Annotated in this window: 15 protein-coding genes; 11 read left to right on the top strand and 4 right to left on the bottom strand. The window is 55.9% G+C overall.

Features of this window, described 5'->3' with window-relative positions; genetic code table 11:
* Nucleotides 1-18: 18 nt before the first annotated feature.
* Entirely contained in the window at nt 19-285 is a 267-nt protein-coding gene (rpsO, locus tag DY250_RS11385; protein ID WP_006985646.1) for a 30S ribosomal protein S15, read from the bottom strand.
* Between the two features lie 233 nt (nt 286-518).
* On the opposite strand from rpsO, the gene DY250_RS11380 reads away from it, so the two are divergent.
* The 8 genes from DY250_RS11380 to miaA all read left to right on the top strand — a co-directional run bounded on the left by DY250_RS11380 (nt 519) and on the right by miaA (nt 10160).
* The gene (locus tag DY250_RS11380) at nt 519-1952 is read left to right on the top strand and encodes an SLC13 family permease (RefSeq protein ID WP_115612392.1); all 1434 of its coding nucleotides are present in this window, start codon (nt 519-521) and stop codon (nt 1950-1952) included.
* A 391-nt stretch (nt 1953-2343) separates the two neighbouring features.
* Nucleotides 2344-2772, top strand: a complete 429-nt coding sequence (locus DY250_RS11375; RefSeq protein WP_115612391.1) for a pilin — start codon at nt 2344-2346, stop codon at nt 2770-2772.
* A 96-nt stretch (nt 2773-2868) separates the two neighbouring features.
* Nucleotides 2869-3306 (top strand): pilin, encoded by a 438-nt coding sequence (locus tag DY250_RS11370; protein ID WP_115612390.1) that lies wholly within the window; start codon nt 2869-2871, stop codon nt 3304-3306.
* Nucleotides 3307-3316: 10 nt separating this feature from the next.
* The gene (locus DY250_RS11365) at nt 3317-3784 is read left to right on the top strand and encodes a pilin (RefSeq protein ID WP_115612837.1); all 468 of its coding nucleotides are present in this window, start codon (nt 3317-3319) and stop codon (nt 3782-3784) included.
* A gap of 65 nt (nt 3785-3849) precedes the next feature.
* Entirely contained in the window at nt 3850-7656 is a 3807-nt protein-coding gene (locus DY250_RS11360; RefSeq protein WP_115612389.1) for a phosphatase PAP2 family protein, read from the top strand.
* A gap of 63 nt (nt 7657-7719) precedes the next feature.
* Nucleotides 7720-8442, top strand: a complete 723-nt coding sequence (gene tfpZ, locus DY250_RS11355; protein WP_115612388.1) for a TfpX/TfpZ family type IV pilin accessory protein — start codon at nt 7720-7722, stop codon at nt 8440-8442.
* Between the two features lie 286 nt (nt 8443-8728).
* A complete protein-coding gene (locus tag DY250_RS14785; protein WP_281270387.1) occupies nt 8729-8857 on the top strand; it encodes a hypothetical protein in 129 nt (42 codons plus the stop codon).
* Between the two features lie 358 nt (nt 8858-9215).
* Nucleotides 9216-10160: a tRNA (adenosine(37)-N6)-dimethylallyltransferase MiaA gene (gene miaA, locus DY250_RS11350; protein WP_245951118.1), complete on the top strand. Its 945-nt coding sequence runs from the start codon at nt 9216-9218 to the stop codon at nt 10158-10160.
* 30 nt (nt 10161-10190) lie between these two features.
* On the opposite strand, the gene DY250_RS11345 is transcribed toward miaA, so the two are convergent.
* Nucleotides 10191-11357 (bottom strand): NnrS family protein, encoded by a 1167-nt coding sequence (locus DY250_RS11345; RefSeq protein ID WP_115612386.1) that lies wholly within the window; start codon nt 11355-11357, stop codon nt 10191-10193.
* Between the two features lie 590 nt (nt 11358-11947).
* On the opposite strand from DY250_RS11345, the gene DY250_RS11340 reads away from it, so the two are divergent.
* Both DY250_RS11340 and gltS read left to right on the top strand, forming a co-directional pair.
* Nucleotides 11948-13333: an anaerobic C4-dicarboxylate transporter family protein gene (locus DY250_RS11340; protein ID WP_115612385.1), complete on the top strand. Its 1386-nt coding sequence runs from the start codon at nt 11948-11950 to the stop codon at nt 13331-13333.
* 199 nt (nt 13334-13532) lie between these two features.
* Nucleotides 13533-14783 (top strand): sodium/glutamate symporter, encoded by a 1251-nt coding sequence (gene gltS, locus DY250_RS11335; protein ID WP_115612384.1) that lies wholly within the window; start codon nt 13533-13535, stop codon nt 14781-14783.
* A 117-nt stretch (nt 14784-14900) separates the two neighbouring features.
* On the opposite strand, the gene DY250_RS11330 is transcribed toward gltS, so the two are convergent.
* Complete coding sequence (locus tag DY250_RS11330; RefSeq protein ID WP_115612836.1) at nt 14901-16601, bottom strand: molecular chaperone HscC; 1701 nt, start codon at nt 16599-16601, stop codon at nt 14901-14903.
* Nucleotides 16602-16757: 156 nt separating this feature from the next.
* Between DY250_RS11330 and DY250_RS11325 the strand changes: the two genes are divergently transcribed.
* Entirely contained in the window at nt 16758-18191 is a 1434-nt protein-coding gene (locus DY250_RS11325) for a sulfatase-like hydrolase/transferase (RefSeq protein ID WP_115612383.1), read from the top strand.
* Between the two features lie 39 nt (nt 18192-18230).
* Here the strand turns inward: DY250_RS11325 and DY250_RS11320 are convergent, their stop codons facing one another.
* Entirely contained in the window at nt 18231-20624 is a 2394-nt protein-coding gene (locus DY250_RS11320; protein WP_115612382.1) for a heavy metal translocating P-type ATPase, read from the bottom strand.
* Nucleotides 20625-20827 lie beyond the last annotated feature (203 nt).

Raw genomic sequence — 20827 nt, 5'->3', positions numbered from 1 at the left:
GGCAGTCTCTTTTAAGGATTAGCGGCGCAGACCGAGGTCAGCGATGAGTTTGCGGTAGCCGTCATAGTTGACGCGTTTGAAGTAGTCAAGCAGGCGGCGACGCTGGCTAACCATTTTCAGCAGACCGCGACGGGAGTGGTGGTCTTTTTTGTGGGTTTCGAAATGCTGTTGCAAGTCAAGGATACGTGCAGTCAGAAGGGCAACTTGCACTTCAGTAGAGCCACTGTCCCCTTCTTTGCGTTGATATTTTTTGATGATTTCGCTTTTTTGTTCAGCGGTAAGCATATTGATAGTCTCCGATTAAGTTTCACTTTGCCGATGGCGTTGGGCCTGTGAAAAGAGCGCGGATTTTACGGTGCCGGTTACGTAAAAGCAAGGAATGCGCGGGGATGTGGATAATTGATGCTGCTTTTGCTAAATATCTATGATGATGTGAAAAATTTAGTATTTTCCGCTTCCTTTCATCACTTGCGCTGCTTTATATTAAGCGCGGGCAATAATTTTGAGAGGAACCCGTTATGTCTGTTAATTCTCCCGTCACTTCCAACGAGATTAAGGGCTTTTTTCCCCCCGGTATTGTGACCGGCTTGGGCATCATTGCCGCTGCTTTCGTTGTTGCATGGTTGTCGTACCAGTATCTGCCTTATAACAATGAGGCCAACAAAGGGTTGGCGCTGCTGATTTTTGTCGCCATCCTCTGGTTCACGGAAGCAGTTCACATCAGTTTGACTGCCATTATGATTCCTATCGGCGCCTTGCTACTGCATATGCCGGAAAAGATGAATCCTGACGGCACTTTTGAGAAAGCGATGACGATGAAAGCGGCGCTTGCCGGCTTCGCTGATCCGATTATCTATCTCTTCCTTGGCGGCTTCGCCTTGGCAACCGCCTTGCAGGTACAGAAGATCGATAAGAAGATAGCTAGCATCATTATTCAGGCGGCGGGATCGAGTATGTTGTGGTCTACCATCGGTCTCTGCTTCATCACCGCTTTTTTGTCGATGTGGATTTCCAACACGGCGACGGCAGCGATGATTCTGCCGCTAGCGATTGGTCTCTTGTCTTCGGTAGATAAAAATGATCGCGGCACACGCGTCTTCGTCCTGCTGTCCGTCGCCTATTCCGCCAGTATCGGCGGTATGGGAATGTTGCAAGGTTCACCGCCGAACGCCATTGCCGCCAAAGCGCTGGATATGGATTTTGTCGCCTGGATGAAAGTTGGCCTGCCCATTACGCTTATCCTGATGCCTGCAATGTTCATCACGCTTTATATCGTTTGCAAGCCGAACTTTAAGCAGAAAATTCAGCAAAGCAACGCAGAATCTATCCCGTGGACCAAGCAGCGCGTACTGACGCTTGTTGTTTTCGTCGCTGCCGCTGCTGCCTGGATTTGTGGCAACCAGATTAAAGCCGCGCTCAATATTACCTCGCCGGACACCTTCGTTGCCCTCTGTGCCATCATCGCCGTCGTGGTGTTAGGGCTCGCTAGCTGGAAAGAGGTGACTGACAATGCGGACTGGGGCGTACTGCTCCTCTTCGGCGGTGGTATTACCCTGAGCAACGTCCTCGGCGCATCTGGTGCTTCGCTAGAAATTGGGCAAATGCTCGCGGCCAAACTTGGTGGTGTTTCGCCACTCATCATCATCTTTATCGTGGCTGCTTTCATCATCTTCCTCACCGAATTTACCAGTAATACCGCTTCTGCTGCACTGCTGGTGCCGGTCTTCGCGGCGGTCGCCGAAAAAATGGGGATGCCGAAAGAAGTGCTGGTGCTGGTGATCGGTATCGGCGCGTCATGCGCCTTCATGCTGCCGGTGGCGACCCCGCCAAACGCGCTGGTCATGGGCACGGGCGAAATCAAATCACGCGACATGTTCGTTGCTGGTCTCGTGCTGAACTTCGTCAGTATCGCTGTGGTGGCGCTTTTCGCCTACTACGTCATTCTCGAATGATCCCACCCAGCTTATATTAAGGCCCGCTTCGGCGGGCTTTTTTATCGCCTATGGGCATTCTGCAAAACAGAATGGCATGACGCGTGTTGTACCAACAGCGACACCTTGCCAACAAAAAATGTCAAAACCGTCGGGAAAGGTTGCTGGCGGGAAAGAAAGCGTCAGACGGTGGCAAAAATTTGTCGCTTTACCACCCGTAATGCCAGTCGAAAATATGCGGTAAAAAGGGTAAAAACGGAGAAACAAACGTAGATTATTTCTATAACATATTGAATATAAATAAAAAACACAACATGGCATATCGCTGGCATATGAGTTTCCAACAGCAAACGCTGTTACTAACCGCAGCGAAAGCTGTTATTCAAACCTGAAATCTTAAATGGAGTAACCCATGAAAAAAATGCAAAAAGGCTTCACCCTTATCGAACTGATGATCGTCATCGCTATTATCGGTATCTTGGCTGCTATCGCTCTACCGGCTTACCAAGACTATATTGCTCGTTCACAAATGTCTGAAGCATTCAATCTTGCTGGTGGTCAAAAAGGTGCTGTTGTTGAAACCAAATCTAACAAAGGCGATTGGCCGAGCAATAACACCGCTGCTGGTGTCGCTGCCGCTGCCGATATTACTGGGAAATACGTTGCCAATGTTAATATTAGTGGTGCTGGTATTATTACTGCTACCATGAAAACCTCTAACGTTTCTGAAAAAATTCGTGGTAAAAAACTGACTCTGACCCCGACCGAGAACAGTGGTTCTTATGTTTGGGCTTGTGCGTCTGACGCTAGTGCCAAATACCTTCCGGCCTCTTGCCGTTAATAGTTAAACGGTTGGCTTTACTGGAAACGGATATAGCTGAAAACCTCGAAGCCACACCTTGGTGTGGCTTCTTTTTTGTTCGAACAAGGTCATTTTATGAAACACTTACAACAAAAGGGCTTTACCCTGATTGAACTTATGATAGTCATCGCGATTATCGGTATTCTTGCAGCCATCGCCCTGCCGGCGTATCAGAACTACTTGGCACGCTCACAAATGAGCGAAGCCATGCTGCTTGCCAGTGGACAAAAAAGCGCCGTTACTGAGACCAAGGCCAACAAAGGCAGCTGGCCAGCGTCCAATACTGATGCTGGCATTACAGCCCCTACGGAGATCACGGGTAAATACGTTGCACGAGTTGAAATTACCACGAGTGGAGTCATTACCGCTACCATGAAAAATGCGAGCGGGGTTTCCGAAAAAATCCGTGGTAAAACCTTGACTCTGACTCCTAGTGAAAATAACGGTTCCTACACTTGGGAGTGTACCTCGAATGCAGGGATACAATATCTACCGGCAGTGTGTCGTCACTAGGATGTTCGCAATGAAAAAAACATGGATACGGCAAAGAGGCTTTACGCTGATTGAGCTGATGATCGTCATTGCTATTGTCAGTATCCTCGCTGTGATCGCTTTGGCTTCTTATCAGACCTATATTGTTAAAGCGCAAATAGCGGAAGCGATGGAGCTTTTAGGAGGCATCAAACTCACAGTTGGCGAATTTCATAGCAGCAAGGGACATTGGCCACCGGATAACGGTGCAGCCGGTATCGCAATTAATGCAGTGGATATCCACGGTAAATACGTGCAGCAGGTGGAAGTGGGCAAGGACCTGGATGGGGGGGTCTTGCCAGGGGCTATCACCGCGACCATGCGCAGCACGGGTGTAGCCGCTGTCTTGCGGGGCAAGAAAGTAACTTTACGGCCTACTCCTCCGACTGGAGCGTCCTATGTGTGGTCCTGTGTTTCCGATGTAGAGGCAAAATATCTGCCATCGGTATGCAGACCCTAATCTAATATTGTTTTGGTGATATTGCGTGAGTAATATCACTATTTTTATGTGTTAAAGAGTAAAATATGCGGCATTTAAAATTGTGGGCAGTAATAGCTGTTCTGATGTACGTCAGTACGTTTATAGGGAAAATGTTTTTACTGCAGGAAGTAAATATTGGTTTTCCCATCCCTATTTCCCAGTCTATCGAAATTGCCTTTGTTAATCTGGGTATTTATTTCGGTATTTCTGGCAGTGTGTTATGGCTGGGTAAATTAATGCCCGTTCGCAACAGAATCATGGTATTCGCCCTGGTCGTCGGCTATCTGACTTTCTGGCTGCAATATGCTTTGGATGCAGCGGATTATCATGCGGGCCTGATTTTGCCTATCATGCTGTGGGCAATAGGTATCGCGGCATTTTTTACGTTCCTTTATAACTGTCCCGGGATAGCGAGACTGTTCGGGCATGTACCCGATGCGGCGGCGCAACGATATGTCAGCCATTATTTCTATCTAACCATAATTATACTAATGCTGGGTCAGGCTACAACTGATGCTCTGGATTTTACCCAGATTATTCTGCCGCAAACTATAGATGCCGATCTCTATAAAATAGATGCAGCCTTTTGGGGATTTGCCGATAATTTATATGCCACCTTTATTCAGTATCAGCAGCCGCTATGGCAAAGTATCATTATCTCCGTTTATTCTTTGCTCGCCATAGTACTGACCTTGCTGTTTATTCCGGTACTTAGAGAAAGGAGGGAGGGGCAACTGAATGTGTTGCGGGTGCTGATAGTGCCATTTATCTGCGCTTACATGTTCTATTGTTTTACGCCAGTTGCCGGACCACTCTATGTGTTTGAGGATGACTATCCGGCGAATATGGGAGCTATATTGGCGCAGGCCAAAGGCACCATTTTTGTGCCGCCAACTTTTCGCAACGGCATGCCCTCCATGCACTTTGCTGGTGCCATGCTGATGGTACTGGTCGCTGCCTGTTTGACCCGCAAGGTGTATTTCTATGCAGCAGCCGCCTTTGCCGCGATTACTTTTATTGCCACCATGGCCATGGGTGAGCATTACCTGATGGACCTGATCGTGGCGGCGCCGCTCTGTATCGCTCTCGGCACGGCGCTTATCAATCCTCCCGGCTGGCATTTCTACAAGCGCCGCATCTGGTGGGTATGTATGCTGCTATTTGCTGCTTGGGAAATCATGCTTCATGCCGATACCACCCGCTTTTTTCTGGCGGATCACCTCTGGTTTGTGCGCCTTTTCTCAGCGGTCAGCGTTATCGCTGCTGTGTACGGTTTCGCTGCCTATCTGCGCGCCGTCTGGTATCTGCCCGCACCCAGTGAAGCGCAATATCAGGCCTATTCTTGGCAGGAAAAAGCGGCCGTTGCGCAGGCGCGTCCGCAAATTTCTGTGCGCTGGGTATTTGGCCTCTTTGTTTGCTCCGGTTTTGCCGGGCTGCTCTATGAAGTCGTCTTTGCCAAGCATCTCGGCGTCATCTTCGGTGGCACTTCTCTTGCCGCTTATACGGTGATGGCGACCTATATGGGTGGCATGGCGCTCGGCGCCTGGTTGGGTGGTTTGCTCGCCGACCGGGTACGCAATCCGCTCAAATGGTATGCCCTTTTTGAGGCAGTTATCGGGGTTTATGCACTGGCAACTCCTGCTCTTTTTAAGCTGATCGCCCATATTTATGTCGCATTCGCTGCCGATGTACGCCCGGATTCTCCCGTCCTTACCCTGTGGCGGGTGTTGCTCGGTGTGATTGTCCTTGGCATTCCGACCATCCTCATGGGGACGACCCTTCCCATCATGTTCAAATTCCTGCGCGGCTATTTACCGGGGCGCGGCAATATCATCGCTCATCTCTATACCGCCAATATCATGGGCGCGGCGCTGGGAGCTCTGATCGGTGCCTATGTTGTCTTGCCAAGTCTCGGACTCACGGGGGCCACCCGTCTCGCAGCACTCTTCAGTCTAATGATTGCGCTATATGCCATTGATCGCCTGAAAAAGTTGCCGGATTCGGCACAAGTAGTTGTCGCCGTGGAGGTAGAGGGCATTGCGGACGTCGGCGCGGGACATGTCATGCTACCGTCGCAAAATGCTTGGCAGCGGCGCCGTCTCGGTATTGCCGCGCTGTGGGTCGTCAGTCTTGGCGGGGTTGTCACCTTGGCCCTGGAAATCGTCAATATGCATATGCTAGCGGTTATCGCGGGCAACAGCGTATATGCCTTTGGTCTGATGCTGGCGACTTTTCTCTGCGGGTTGGGTCTAGGCTCTACTCTGTATGACAAATTGCGACGTTGGCTGACCGACCCTGTTATCGCGACTATCGCGCAGCTTGGTATCTTTTTCGCCATCATCATCTCTGCCTTCCAGTGGGACGGATTGGTGGACTATTTCGCCAGCTTCGGCCCGATGGGGGCATATCACCACTTCGGCTTTGCTGCGCGTGAGCTGATTCGTGCTGCCGTCTGCGCCATCATCATGATGCCGCCTGCTTTCTTTATCGGCCTCGGTTATCCGGCAACGATGGCGCTGGCCTCCGACTGGTTAAAAAACCGTGGTGAGGCGGCAGGGCTCGGTATTGCAAGTTTGTGCAACACGCTGGGCAATATTGCCGGTGTCTTGCTGGCAGGGTTTGTCTTCCTCAATTGGCTCGGCTCCAATCGTTTGCTCTTCGTTCTCGCCATTCTCTCGCTCGCTCTTGCGCTGTATATGGCGTATATCGGCCGCACCGCCTGGCCGCAGGCTTTCCGCTATAACAGTAGCGCGCAACGGGCAACAGGTATCGTTGCGCTGATAGCAATCGTTTTTGCGCTGTGGAGCTATCCGGCACAATGGAACTTGACGCAGTTGACGGTAGGGGCGAATGTCTATTTCAGCGCGGATAACTATCGTGGCGAAGTTATTGATTCGCGTGAGAGTATCCAGGGAGGGTTGACCACCGTGAACTCGTTGACGATGAAACACAAAGAAACCGGCGAGCACAAAACTATGCTGACCTTGCTGACCAATGGTAAATTCCAGGGTAATAATGCAGGCGAGGTTCAAGCACAGCGTGGCGTAGCCTTAACTCCGCTGCTTCATGTGCAAGAACGCGGTGATGTGCTGGTTATTGGCTATGGCACGGGCAATTCTGCGCATGTATTGCATGAGCAGGGGTTCGCCCAGATGGATATTGCTGAACTGGCCGCCGACATGGTGGACATCGCCGATATTCATTTCGGTGAAATCAATAAGCTGGTTTCGCAGCAAGACAATGTACGGATGTATTACACCGACGGACGTAACCTGCTTCTGACACAAAACAAGCGCTACGACCTCATCAGCATGGAAATTTCCAGCATCTGGTTCGCGGGTGCAGCTAATCTCTATAATCGTGAGTTCTATCAATTAGTCAAAGCACGTCTAAAAGAAAATGGCGTGTTGCAGCAATGGGTGCAATTGCATCACATGCAGCCGATGGATCTCCTCTACATCTTGAATACTCTGCATCAGGAATTCCGCTATGTCTGGCTCTATGTTTCCGGTGGCCAGGGGGTATTGGTTGCCAGTAATACGGAAGAGTCCGCACGCCTCCACCATCTGGACGGGCGTATTGCGGTCAGCACTGAGGACTTAGATGCAGAAGAAAAAGCCCTGCATGAAGATCTGCTGCTGGAACCAGCAGATATGGATTATCTTGCGCAGAAACTGCGTAAGCCTCAATTCTTCGTCTCCACCGACAACAATCTTTATTTGGAATACTCCACACCGAAAGGCAATGCGCTGGCCTACGACGCCTTCACATATAACATCAATATGCTGGAAAAGATGAAACAGGATCGCTTGCATAAACAAAATGGACAAACATCTAGTACCAGAGAATAACTGCTGGGGCGGGCCTAAATGGCCGCCCCCGTTTCTCGCCATTACATGACGTTAGGAGACCTCATGTCTTTCAGAATCCGTTGTTTCGTGAGCCACTTGTTTTGTTCCATCATCATCGGCTGCCTCACGGCGGCGACCGTCTATTGGTACTGGTATCCTGGCGTGCTTGCCAAAGCAGTGGGGGTGTCGCATATCTTTCTGCTGCTGCTCTCTATCGACGTCATCATGGGACCGCTCTTGACCCTCTTTCTCGCCAAGCAGGGCAAGAAAGGGCTGTGGTTCGATTTTGTCGCCGTCATCATCATGCAGATAGCAGCGCTGCTTTACGGCATTTGGCATATCGCCGAGGGGCGGCCGGCCTGGCAGGTTATCAATATCTACCGGGTGGAAATCGTCAAGGCTATTGACGTGGATTACAGCAATGCTAAGCCACCTTTTGATCGTACCTCTTGGCTTGCACCGCAATGGGGTATGGTACGCCCCGTCAAGGACAAGCAAGAGCAATCAGACTGGCTGTGGCTGGAGCTGGAAAAAGGCAAATCTCCTGTGCAAAGAGCCGAGCTTTATCAACCAATAGCAGGGCATTGGCAGGATTTCGCCAAAGAGGTTCTGCCGCTCAGCGACTTGGGCAAGAACAACTCGCAGGCTGCGGTGGACGAGATCTTGCGTCAATATCCACAGGCCGACGGCTTCCTGCCGATGATGGGTGGCGATTGGGATATGACGGTGCTGGTCTCAAACAAAGAGCAGAAAATCCTGGCGACCGTGGATTTGCGGCCATGGTAAGCGCCTTTTCCATGACGAGCCCTGTGCGACAGTACAGGGCTTTTTTGTGGGCAAGTGACAATATGGTCGCTTCAAAGAGGACTGAGACAAGGCGGCGGGCCGAAAACAGTACAGATAGTACAGCGAGGCTCGCCAACATCGTATCAGTTCTATTTGAAACGACTATAAAACCTTGTCAAGCCGTTAAAAAACATCATGGATAGCCGCAGGATGCGCGCGCAATGCATCCCGCTTTTGACCGCTCAGGCGGCAAAAGCAACACACTCACATAAATAGGAGCAATACGATGAAAAAAGGCCTCGCTTCTCTGACTATCTTGTTGGTCATCACTGCCGATGCGCAAAAATCGCCGTCGCAGCCCGAAGAAGCCGTCAAACCCAAAGTCGTTCCACATATGCAGCACGGTGACAAATAACAACCAGACAAAGGCATGCCGCACAAGCATACGGGCAAGCGCAACCCCCGCAGCACGATGATGGCAAGCACGGGCAGAGTAAAACCCCGCCGCCTCCACCGCAGCAAGGCTGAGCAACACAAGCAGCGTTTGAACGTGTCACGAAACGGAATGGCCCCGCCATTCCATTTTTGTGTCCGCCCTTCCCCGTAAATCTTGACGAACCCAGTATTTCTGCCGCTTGGTGGGCACAGCATTGATGCCGCTTGGCGAAATTCTGTCGTGTTCGAAGATATCCGCCATCCACGCGAAGTCCGGCATAGCTTTCAGGGGAAGCCCGCTATACCATGGCGCTCTGCTCTTATCGTCCACCGCCCACATGCCTCCCGTTATCTGCATCCTCGGCCCGACCGCGTCCGGCAAGACCGATCTTGCCTTTGCCCTTGCTGACCGTCAGCCCGTGTACCTTATCAGCGTCGATTCCGCGCAAATCTATCGCGGCATGGATATTGGCACCGCCAAACCTGACGCTGCAACCCTCGTCCGTTACCCGCACGCCCTCATCGACATTCTCGATCCGGAAGAAACCTATTCCGCTGCCCGTTTTGCCGCCGATGCCACGCATGAAATCCAGGCGGCTCACCAAGCGGGACAAATTCCCGTCCTCGTTGGCGGCACCATGCTCTATTACTACACCCTCTATGCCGGCATGGATGGTCTGCCTGCCGCCGACCCGCATAATCGTGCCGCTATCGAAGCGCGCCTGGACAGTGAAGGTGCCACCGCCCTGCACGCCGAACTCGCCCGCCTCGATCCGGCTAGCGCGGCGCGCATCATGCCGAACGACCGCCAACGCCTCATCCGCGCCCTCGAACTTATCATGACCAGCGGCAAAACTCCGAGCGCGTACTATGCCGCACAGCAGCGTGCCGCGCCGCCGTGGCAGACACTCGCCATCGCCTTGAATCCGCCGCGTGCCGAACTGCATCGTCGCATCGCCACCCGCTTTCAGCACATGATAGAGGCGGGCTTCATCGACGAAGTGGCCGTACTCAAAGCCCGCCCACACCTTAGTGCCGATAGCCCCGCCATGCGCAGCGTCGGCTACCGGCAAATCTGGCAATACCTGGATGGTGCGACCGACCGCACCACTGCCATCGGGCAGGGCATCATCGCCAGCCGCCAGTTGGCCAAGCGGCAAATTACCTGGATGAACAACCGCCTCGCCGATGTTCTCGATCTGCACCGCTATGATCCGCTGCAAGGTCTGGATGTTGCGCTTGGCACCATCACTGCCTTCATAAACGAAAAGCCCCTGCCGTAGCAGGGGCTTCTTCATACCAGCAGGCGGACATCAGCCCGGCTTGCCATCAATACGCGGCGAGAACCAAATTCGCGTGTAGCCGTGCAGCAGCAAACAGAAGGCGATAACCCACAGCACCTGCGCCAGCGCAATCCACAGCATTATCTGCGCGGGAGCGACAAGCGGCAGCACGACACGGCAGATAAATGCCAGCGACAGCAGCCATAACCCGATCACCAGCAGACGCGGCGGCTCGTGAATATTGCGCCCGGAATGGCCGAGGCTGACCCGCCCCATCATCGAGAGTGTCAGCAGGCCGACGCCGGAGAGCGTTAGCGCGTGCATCGCCAGCGAATCGCTGATAGGCCAAAAAAGCCGGCAGAAGAAGAGGAAGAAGCCAAAAATCATCCCGGCGAAGGACAAAAACATCGACCACAACAGTGGTCGCCGCCAGATACCGAAGGTGTACCAGCCGACGAGGCGCCAGCCGTTAGTAAGTGCGGTTGCCAGGGCGAAGACGGATGCCGCCGCTTGCCACGGCGTAAATACCTTCAACGCAAAAAAAACGGTGAATGACACCAGGCAGAGGCGATCCAGCAGGATGCTGTTTTTCGGCGTGAAGGGATAGCCGACGCCGCGTTCCGTGAAAAAAGGTGTGACCCGCCGTCCTATAGTCAGCACGATGGCGAGGATGGTGAACACGCCGAGATACAGACTCCAATGCAGTCCGCGCGCAAAGCCAAGCAGCCCGGTAATAAAAAACAACTGACCGATGACCAGCAGTCCCAGTTTTGATACCAGCCCCATCTGCCGCCACTGCTTGACCGCAAACACCGGCTTGGCGACGCCATACAGGCTGCCGAGGGCAAAAACCGCATCAAAACAGGCGGCAGCAAGCTGCCAAGCGGGGGCAAAAGCAAAGAGTAAACGGGCGACGAACCACGGCAACCAATAACAAAACAGCAGCCAGCCATGCGGCAGCGGCAGCCCCGTCCAGTTCTGCACGGCGGTGAAGAGGAAACCGGTGACGACGGCGGCGGCATAGCCATACACCATCTCGTGTCCGTGCCAATACGGGGGCGGCAGCGCGCCGCTGAACGCTGTTACCTGAAACTGATACACCGCCAGCCAGGCGAGCATGGTGAGCACGGCAAAAGCGGACGCGGTGAAGAAAAACAGGCGGAAACCGAGATTGAGAATGGCGGGATAGCGGTGCATAAAACCTCCGGAAAAACGGCGCGCAGGATAGCACCGCCACGTGTCTGCGCCGATGATGGAAATCAACGTAAGGTAGCGGAAGCGAGAAAAGCTACGTCCCCGCCGCTTGTCGCTGATACCGGTCCGTCAAGTGGCATCAATACCGTACCTGCCAAGCGGCGTGGTTGCGGGTCTTGTTGCGGTGCAGGCCGGATGAGGGACTGGTTTGTTGTGCATGAAGCTATACACAAAAATTCCCATCTTGTCCATGACAATCCACAGGCTATAAAGTGAATATCACGACAAAAAGCACGGCAGGGATGGTAGAAGACCGCGCAAGCGGTTCTGTATAGGACCTTATCCGTCTGAATACCAATGATAAATTCGGGCGATACGTGCGCTGTGGTTATGTGGATTCAGGCTTTATCGCCTGCGGTATCTGTACTACAATTTGCGGCGAAGATTAACGGATTCACATCTTCCCGCAAGGCGAGAATCCCGCTGGCTTCAGCACCGTGCGGCAAGAATCCGCCCCAAAGCGCATCATCTGTGCGTTTTGCCGCGTGTTCTCCGCCGCATGGTTGTTCTTTTAGCTTTTATCGGAGCGCATCATGTCCATAATGTTTTATGTGCAGTTTGCCATTGTGCTGCTGTGTATTTTGTTGGGTGCCCGCGTCGGTGGTATCGGTCTCGGTGTCTTCGGTGGCCTGGGTCTCGCCATCCTGACCTTTGGTTTTGGCTTGCAACCGACCAGCCCGCCGATTGACGTCATGCTGATGATCATGGCGGTCGTTTCTGCGGCGGCGGCAATGGAGGCCTCTGGCGGTCTCGACCTGATGATTCGCGTTGCCACCCGCATTCTGCGCAAGAATCCGAAGTACATCACCTTCATGGCACCTGCTGTGACGTATATCTTCACCATTTTCGCCGGCACCGGCCACGTCGCTTATTCCGTACTGCCGGTCATCGCCGAAGTCTCACGCCGCAGCGGTGTCCGCCCGGAACGCCCGCTTTCCATGGCAGTCATCGCCTCGCAGTTCTCCATCGTCGCCAGCCCGATTGCGGCAGCGGTCACGTCTGCAGTTTCCTACCTCACGCCGTATCACATCAGCATGCCGCAAATCCTGATGGTGACGATTCCTTCCACCACGTTAGGCATCGCCATCGCCTGTGTCTTCGTCAACAAGATGGGTAAAGAACTCAAAGACGATCCGGAATATCAGCGCCGCTTGCAAGACCCTGTTTATCAGGAAATCTATGCCGCGCAGGAATCCTCTTCTGGCACAGAAACCGTCATCAACGAAAAAAGCGCTAGAACATCGCTCAAGATTTTTATCAGCGCCGCCATCCTGGTCGTTATCCTTGGCTCGTTGGATAAGCTGGCAAAATATCTACCAGCAGAACTGATGGCGCACCTGCGTCCGTCTTTTCCTGATGCCGAAGGCAATATGAAGCTGCTTAATATGCCGCACGTCATCGAAATCGTCATGCTTACTGCTGGCGCGCTCATCATCCTGCTCTGCAAGCCGGACGGCACCGCTATTACCCGTGGCTCCGTCTTCCATGCCGGGATGCGCGCGGTTATCGCTATTTTCGGTATCGCCTGGCTCGGTGACACGCTGATGCACGCCCATATGTCCGATCTGAAAAATGAAGTCGAATTTTTGGTTAAACAGGCGCCGTGGCTCTTTGCCGTCCTGCTCTTTGCCTTGTCAGTATTGGTCAACAGCCAGGGGGCGACGGTTGCCACCCTCTTCCCGCTTGGTGTTGGCCTCGGTATTCCGCCAGAAATTATGGTAGGTACTTTCGTCGCGGTGAACGGCTACTTCTTCATCCCGAACTATGGCCCGATCATTGCCTCCATTGACTTCGATACCACCGGCACGACCCGCATTGGCCGTTATATCCTCAACCACAGCTTTATGCTGCCCGGTCTGCTCAGTATGGCGTTCAGCCTCGTGTTCAGCCTTACGCTCGCCAAACTGCTCTTGACCTGATCCCGTTTGTCAGTGTTATGGCATCAGGGCGGCCAAACGGCTGCCCTTTTCTTTGAACCACGGCAATCCTCAAAACATGAGGGGGCTAACCGCAAGATGAACTGCTCTTTGACAAAGATTAACTTCTGGACTTAGTATTTGACCTTCGGGCGTACCGCATGCTGCCTGATTTCTTCCCGCAACTTTGAGAGAGGCCTTCATGGAACAACCTGTCTTTACTACGGTAACCGTCAACGGTTATTACACCCTGCTTATCGCCTGTATCGTGCTGCTTTTCGGGCGGCAGTTAGTAAAACGCATCCGTTTCCTGCGTGACTTCAATATCCCCGAACCTGTCGCGGGCGGTCTGGTCGCGGCGGCTATCATCTACTTCCTCTACGGGTTCGGCAGCTACATCTTCAAGTTTGATACCGGGCTGAAAAATGCCTTCATGCTCATTTTCTTCACCTCCATCGGGCTCAGTGCCGATTTCTCCCGCCTGAAAGCGGGCGGCAAACCGCTGGTTTATTTCACGATTATCGTCGGCGTGTTCATCATCGTGCAGGATGCCGTCGGCGTGCTGCTGGCGATAAAGCTGGGACAAGAACCGCTCATCGGCTTGGTGGCTGGTTCCATCACCATGACCGGCGGTCACGGTACGGCCGGTGGCTGGGGGCCGGAGCTGGAGAAACTCGGCCTGGCCGGGGCAACTGGTCTCGGCCTGGCCTGCGCCACTTACGGTCTGGTTGTCGGCGGCCTTATCGGCGGCCCGACGGCACGCCGTCTCATCAACAAAATGGGGCGCAAGCCGGAGGAAGTGGCGGATAGGGTCACCAGTGACGACCTCGACAAACCCGGCGACATCTTCGAACAGCCGCAGCGGATGCGCCTCATCACCGCCTCTTCGGCAGTGGATACGCTGGCGATGTTTGCCGTCTGTCTGGTCGTTTCTGAAATCATGAACTATGTGGATGCCCGTTACCTGAAAGACATCCTCGCCATCCTTGACCTGCCGCAATTCGTCTGGGGTCTGGCTTGTGGCGTCATCCTGCGCAATATCCTTACCGGTGCCTTCAAGTTCGATATGTTTGACCGCGCCATTGATGTCTTCGGCAATGCCTCGCTCTCCATTTTCCTCGCCATTGCCCTGCTTGACCTGAAACTGTGGGAGCTGACCGCGTTGGCGCTGCCTGTTACTGTCATCCTGCTGACGCAAACGGTGGTGATGTTCCTCTATGCCACTTATGTTACCTATGCCTTCATGGGACGTGACTATGATGCGGCGGTTCTTGCCGCCGGGCACTGCGGCTTCGGCCTCGGCGCAACACCAACGGCGGTCGCCAACATGCAGTCCGTGACCGAGCACTTCGGTCCATCGCACAAAGCCTTCCTCATCGTGCCGATGGTGGGCGCCTTCTTCGTTGACCTTATCAACAGCACCGTGTTGCAAACCTTCGTCAAGTATCTGTAACACCAACGAGACCACAAAAAACCACCGCCGCTGCGGTGGTTTTTTGTGGCTGCCGTCAGGCGGGCAGGGTAGGGCAGGATCGCAAACCCAGTGTTTATCCCGCTTGGCGGGCAGCAGTTATTGCCAGGGGTCGTCATCCATATGCTGCAAGAATTCCTGCATTTCTTTCGCAGCTTCGCGGATGAGGCGTTCGTCCTGACTGTTGAGGGCGGCAGTGAAGATGGCGATGCGCTGGCCGATGTATTGGCGGTCTTCACCGAGGCGCTGGGTGTAGAGGCGTTCGGCGCGCGCCAGCAGGGTGCGGTTTTCCGCCTGGTCGCGCGGGTGGATTTTCAGTTTCGCCAGTTTTTCGTGTGCTGCCTGCAAGGCTGCTGCATCAAGGCTGACGCCGCTGTTGTGGATAGTGAGTTGGTGGGTGCTGCCGTCGGCGGGCAGGTGTACGTCCACTTCGAGCAGGCCGCTCACGTCGTAGGTGAAGCGCACTTCGGCGGGCATTTGTTCGGGGTCGCGGTAATCCGGCAGCGGGATGCTGATTTCACCAAGGTAGATGTTGTCGCGCACGAGCCGCGCTTCGCCCTGGTAGATTTTGAAGAGCAGCGCTTCCTGGTTGTTCTGGATGGGATAGTAGGTTTCCATGCGGCTGACGGGGATGACGGTGTTGCGCTCGATGATGGGACTGAATATGCCGCCTTCGTAGTGCTGCTCGCTGGTCTGGATGCTGGTTTCGACACCGAGCGAGTAGGGGGCAACGTCGGTCATGACGACTTCTTCCAGTGCCTGGTCTTTCGCGACGAGTCCCGCCTGGATGGCGGCGCCGATGGCGATGGTTTCATCCGGGTTGAGGCCGGTGGTCGGGAAGCGGCCGAAGAGGCGCGCCATCGTTTTGCGCAGGATGCCCATCCGCGTCGCCCCGCCGACGAGGATGATGTCATCCAGACTGGCGGCGCGTATGCCGGCGTCGCGCAGGGTCTGTTCGATGGGGGCGCGGCAGCGTTCGAGCAGCGGTGCGCAGCGTTGTTCCCAGTCGGCGCCCGTGATGTGCCAGTTGAGTGTCTCACCGCCCACGGTGAGCTGCATGTCGGCGTCACCGCTGTTCAGCGCCTGTTTGGCGCGTTCGGCGGCAGCGTAGAGCTGTCCCTGCACGCTGGCAAGGTCGGCTTTGGGATGTGCGCCGCTAAAGCCCAGGATGAGCAGCTCGGTGAAGTCTTCGCCGCCGAGCATGTTGTCGCCCGCACTCGCCCGCACTTCCATGATGCCGCTGAACATATCAAGCAGGGTGACGTCGAAGGTGCCGCCGCCGAGGTCAAGAACGAGGAATTTGCGCGCGTCTTCGCCCTGGTGCAGGCCGTAGGCCATTGCGGCGGCGGTAGGTTCGTTCAGGAGGCGGCGCACGTTCAGTCCGGCCAGTTCGGCGGCATGGCGGGTGGCTTTGCGCTGGGTGTCGTTGAAGTAGGCGGGGACGGTGATGACGGCGTCCGTGGCGCGTGTGCCGAAGGCGGCTTCGGCATCGGCCTTGAGTGAACCGAGGACGAGTGCCGAGAGTTCTTCTGGCGAGAACTCGTGGCGGCGGCCAAGGCGGTAACGCTTGCTGCTGCCCATGTAGCGCTTGAAGGTGGCGGCAGTCGCCTGCGGGTGCGAGATGAGGCGCTCGCGTGCGGCGGCGCCGACGAGGATGCTGCCGTCATCATCAACGCTGACCACGGACGGTGTGAGGACGCTACCGAGGGCGTTTTTGACGAGTTGCGCCTTGCCGTCTTGCCAGCAGGCGACAAGGCTGTTGGTGGTGCCGAGGTCAATGCCGAGGATGGGGGTATCCATGTTTGTGTGCTCCAGGCGGGGAAAATGGCGCGGATTATACAGCGGCAGGGGCGCCGGCATGGCCGGCGGGAAGAGGCGGCGGTTTTCCGCTACCGTTGCGGCGGAGTAACATACGCGGCTGGTTTACGCCGCGCATGAGGTGTTGACCGGCTGTTCATGATTACAAAAGGAGTATGTGTGAATCTTTCCTGGAACCGGCAAATTGTGCTGCCGGCTTTTTCATCCCGCGCGCTAGGTTATGCCCTGGCTTTGGTTATCGCCCCCAATGTGGTTTTCCTGTTACTGGCGTGGCTGACCCATACGGCGCGGCCGCTGCTGAATCTGGATTATTTCATCGCGGTGCTGTTGCTGGCGGTGCCGTGTCGCTGGCTGCGTTGCTTGGGCATAGCGGCATTCTGGCTGGCGGTCTTGTTTGATGTGCTGATGTTTGTCATGCAGCTCTTTCCCTTCCTGAATTTGCAGGGGGCGCTGTATTTGCTGCCGTTTGTGCTAAAAGCGCCGTGGTCATACCGGCTGCTCTGCGTCCTGGCGTTGGCGTATGTCGTCGTCATGCCGTTCTGCCTGTGGCGTTTGGGAAAAAAGACCAATCTCTACCACGCGTTGTGGCTCTGTATCCCGCTGGCAGTAGCTTGCTATTTCACCGGCCACCTGCAATACCATGAACGCGGCCTGCAAACCAACCTGTTCGGGCGCAACAATTTCTTCTACGGCAAGAGCCAGTTCGATTTATACGACAGAAGTAAAGAGTTCGCCCGGATTACCGCCAACGACGTCAAACCGGTATTTTCCCCGCTGCAATTCGATCACGCTTCAAGATTATTGGCGCAACCGCCATCGGCGAAAATCCTGCTTATTGTCAATGAGTCTTGGGGGCAGCCCAAAAATCCCGCCTTGCAGGCGGCGGTGTTGGAGAAACTGGCGGCAGAACGTGACCGTTTCGACGAGTGGCAGGTGGGGCATTTCCCCTTTATCGGTGCCACGGTGCAAGGCGAAATCCGCGAATTGTGTGCTTTGCAGGTACAAGGGCTGGCATTACGCTACACTCCGGCAAGCCAGCTGGCAGACTGCCTGCCCAACCGCTTGCAGCAGCAGGGCTATATGACGATTGCCCAACATGGCGCCAGCAGTTTGCTCTATGACCGCTCCGACTGGTATCCGAAAGCGGGTTTCGCTCAGGTCATGGCGGCAGAGCAGATGATGGGTAAGCCAACCTGCCAGGCATTTAACGGCGTCTGTGACAGTGCCCTGTTTGCCGTGGTCAAGGATGCTTTCGCCAGCCATCCGCAACTGTTCTTTTATTGGATGACGCTGACCTCGCACACCGACTACCCCACTGAAGATTTGTTCAACCACCGCTTGGACTGTGCGGCCTACGGTCTGCCGGCGGACACGATGCTGTGCCGCAATTTCAGCTTGCAGGCGCAGTTCTTTGATCAGCTGGCGGAACTGGTCCGGCAGCCGGAAATGCGCGGTGTTGAGGTGATTGTGGTCGGCGATCACTCGCCGCCGGTGATTGATTTGGGCGAGGCGTTCAAGTATTTGACGGAACAGGGCGAAGTCGCCTGGGTGCATTTCAAGGTGAAGGAGTAGCAGAAGCAAAGGACGGGAAGTATCCCGCTCTTTGCTTTTTTACTCACCGGGCGGTGGGGGGGTACGCTGGATACGCAGGGCGTTGGTGGTTACCAGCAGTGAGCTGGTGCTCATGCCGAGCGCGGCGATCCACGGGGTGAGGTAGCCGCAGAGTGCGAGCGGCAGGATGAGCAGATTGTAGGCGGCTGCCCAGGCAAGGTTCTGGCGGATGATGCGTTGGGTGCGCGCGGCAAGGTCGAACAGGTAGGGCAGGGCATCGGGGCCGTCTTTCATGAGGACGATGTCGGCATGGGTCTGCGAAAGCGGGTTGGCGCGGCCAACGGCGACGGAGACGGCGGCGCGGGCGAGGACGGGCGCGTCGTTGATGCCGTCGCCGATCATCAGGGTGTGCGCAGGGTTGTGGGCTTCGAGCAGGGCGAGTTTGTCGGCAGGAAGCAGGTCGCCGTGGTGGTCGGCAATGTGATAGCGCGCGGCGAGGCGGGCGACGTTGGCACTGCGATCGCCACTGGCGATAGCGAGGTGGTAGCGGGCGGCGAGTGCGGTCAGGGTTGCGGCGAGGCCGGGGCGTTCAGGGTCGCTCAGGCGGTAGTGCGCGCGCAGGGTGGTGTTTTCGGCGAGGTAAACGTGGGTGGTGTTGGCGTCGTCTGTGCCGGTGTTGTCGTCGGGCAGGGCGACGCCGTTGTCGTGCATGCAGGCGGCGCTGCCGATATGCCAGCGGCTGCCCTGCCAGTCGCCGCTGACGCCTTTGCCACTGTGCTGGGTGATGTTCGTCATAGGCAGGGTAGCGGTTTCCTGGCGGCTGAAGTACCAAGCGACGGGGTGGGTGCTGTTGGTTTCGAGGGTTTTGGCGATGGCGAGCAGGGTGTGCGGGTCGGCGTCGCTATAGGTTTCGCCTGCGCGCAGTTGGTATTTGCCGGCGGTCAGGGTGCCGGTTTTGTCGAAGAGGATGCGCTTGATGCGGGTGAGGCGGTCAAGGGTGTCGCTGTTTTTGATGAGGATGGCGTGTTTGTGCGCGTGGTTGAGCGCGGCGGTGAGCACGGTCGGCGTCGCCAGCGACAGCGCACAGGGGCAGGTGGCGACGAGTACGGCGAGGGCGATGTCGAAGGCGCGCGCGGGCGCTATCCACTGCCAGATGAGGTAACCGGCGGCGGCGAGGATGAGTACGGCGAGGATGGTGTGGCGGGCGAGTGTTTCGTTGCGGTCAATCTGCGGCGAGCGGTGCTGTTCGGCGCGGGCACTGATGCGGCGGATGGCGGCGAGGGTGGTCTGTTGTCCGGTTTGGGTGACGCGGATGTCGAGCGGGCTTTCCAGGTTGGTGCTGCCGGCAAGGACAGCGTCGCCCGCCTGTTTGTACTGCGGGGTGCTTTCGCCGCTGAGCATGCTTTCGTCCACGCGGCTGGTCCCCGTCTCTATCTGCCCGTCCACGGGGATGGTGTGCGTCGGCAGGACGCGGATGTGGTCATCCACGCGGATGGCGGGTAGTGGCACGAGGCGGTATTCGCCGTCGGTTGCGCGTTGGTACACGGCGTCAGGCAGGAGGCGGGCAAAGTGGTGCTGGTTGTGGCGGGCGCGGCGGCGGGTGTGCGCTTCGAGGGTGCGGCTGATGGTGATGAAGAAGATGAACATGGTGACGCCGTCGTAGTAGATTTCGCCGTAGCCGAGGATGGTGTGGTAGAGGCTGGCAAGCCATGCGCCTGCGCAGGCGATGGCGATGGGTACGTCCATGTTGAGGCGGCGCTGTTTGAGGGCGAGCCAGGTGTTTTTCAGGAAGGGGTAGCCGGCGTAGAGCATGACCGGGGCGCTCAGGATGGCACTGATCCAGCGCAGCAGTTGTTCGTATTCGCGCTCGATGCCGAGCCAGGCGCCAGTGTAGAGGCCGGTCGCGAACATCATCACCTGCATCATGCCGAGTCCGGCAACGATGAGGCGCAGCAGGTCGTGGTTGCGGCGGCGGTGGTCGCGGCGTTCTTCCTGGTCGGGCGTGGTGAGGTTCGGGGTGTAGCCGAGATCGGCGATGGTGGCAAGGATGGCCGAGAGCGGGATTTCACGCCAGCGGACTTCGGCGCGGCCTGTCGTCAGGTTGATGCGGGTGTGCGTGATGCCGTGCGCGCGCTCAAGGGCGCGGCTGATAAGCCAGGTGCAGGCGGCGCAGTGCAGGCCGTCAATGTAGAGGTGGATTTCGTTATCTTCGCCGTCGCGATAGGTGTACTGGGCGGCGATGTCGGGCAGGTCGTAGGCCTGCCAGTGGCTGTGGTCGTAAGCGGTTTCAGGCCGCGGCGCGGGGCGGTCGCGCACGGTGTAGTACTGGTCGAGGTGGTGCGCGCTGATGATGGCGGCGACGGCGCGGCAGGCGGTGCAGCAGTAAGCGTGGCCGGCGTCGTCATGGATGCCGGTGCCGGCAAGGATGGGCTGGTGGCAGTGGTAGCAGGTCATGGGTGTGTGGGGTTTATGGTCGTTTCTTTCGGACGCGACAAGATTTCGTCAAGCGGCGTAAATACAGGGTTTTGTAGAGACGTCGCCTGCAACGTCTCAATACAAAAACCGCGTAGCTACTCCGCCTGGCAGCCGCATTTGCCCAGAACGCAACAAGCAGGCTGTACCTGCTCAGTGGGCTGAAGCCTGCCCTACGGTTCTGG

The organism is Cardiobacterium valvarum (assembly GCF_900460955.1).
Lineage (GTDB): Bacteria > Pseudomonadota > Gammaproteobacteria > Cardiobacteriales > Cardiobacteriaceae > Cardiobacterium > Cardiobacterium valvarum.
This window is presented reverse-complemented; position numbering and strand designations above follow the sequence as displayed.

What these genes read in the sequence shown, in the direction of transcription:
- rpsO (WP_006985646.1), bottom strand. Translation starts at nt 285, where the DNA reads ATGCTTACCGCTGAACAAAAAAGCGAAATCATCAAAAAATATCAACGC.
- DY250_RS11380 (WP_115612392.1), top strand. Translation starts at nt 519, where the DNA reads ATGTCTGTTAATTCTCCCGTCACTTCCAACGAGATTAAGGGCTTTTTT.
- DY250_RS11375 (WP_115612391.1), top strand. Translation starts at nt 2,344, where the DNA reads ATGAAAAAAATGCAAAAAGGCTTCACCCTTATCGAACTGATGATCGTC.
- DY250_RS11370 (WP_115612390.1), top strand. Translation starts at nt 2,869, where the DNA reads ATGAAACACTTACAACAAAAGGGCTTTACCCTGATTGAACTTATGATA.
- DY250_RS11365 (WP_115612837.1), top strand. Translation starts at nt 3,317, where the DNA reads ATGAAAAAAACATGGATACGGCAAAGAGGCTTTACGCTGATTGAGCTG.
- DY250_RS11360 (WP_115612389.1), top strand. Translation starts at nt 3,850, where the DNA reads ATGCGGCATTTAAAATTGTGGGCAGTAATAGCTGTTCTGATGTACGTC.
- tfpZ (WP_115612388.1), top strand. Translation starts at nt 7,720, where the DNA reads ATGTCTTTCAGAATCCGTTGTTTCGTGAGCCACTTGTTTTGTTCCATC.
- DY250_RS14785 (WP_281270387.1), top strand. Translation starts at nt 8,729, where the DNA reads ATGAAAAAAGGCCTCGCTTCTCTGACTATCTTGTTGGTCATCACTGCC.
- miaA (WP_245951118.1), top strand. Translation starts at nt 9,216, where the DNA reads ATGCCTCCCGTTATCTGCATCCTCGGCCCGACCGCGTCCGGCAAGACC.
- DY250_RS11345 (WP_115612386.1), bottom strand. Translation starts at nt 11,357, where the DNA reads ATGCACCGCTATCCCGCCATTCTCAATCTCGGTTTCCGCCTGTTTTTC.
- DY250_RS11340 (WP_115612385.1), top strand. Translation starts at nt 11,948, where the DNA reads ATGTCCATAATGTTTTATGTGCAGTTTGCCATTGTGCTGCTGTGTATT.
- gltS (WP_115612384.1), top strand. Translation starts at nt 13,533, where the DNA reads ATGGAACAACCTGTCTTTACTACGGTAACCGTCAACGGTTATTACACC.
- DY250_RS11330 (WP_115612836.1), bottom strand. Translation starts at nt 16,601, where the DNA reads ATGGATACCCCCATCCTCGGCATTGACCTCGGCACCACCAACAGCCTT.
- DY250_RS11325 (WP_115612383.1), top strand. Translation starts at nt 16,758, where the DNA reads ATGATTACAAAAGGAGTATGTGTGAATCTTTCCTGGAACCGGCAAATT.
- DY250_RS11320 (WP_115612382.1), bottom strand. Translation starts at nt 20,624, where the DNA reads ATGACCTGCTACCACTGCCACCAGCCCATCCTTGCCGGCACCGGCATC.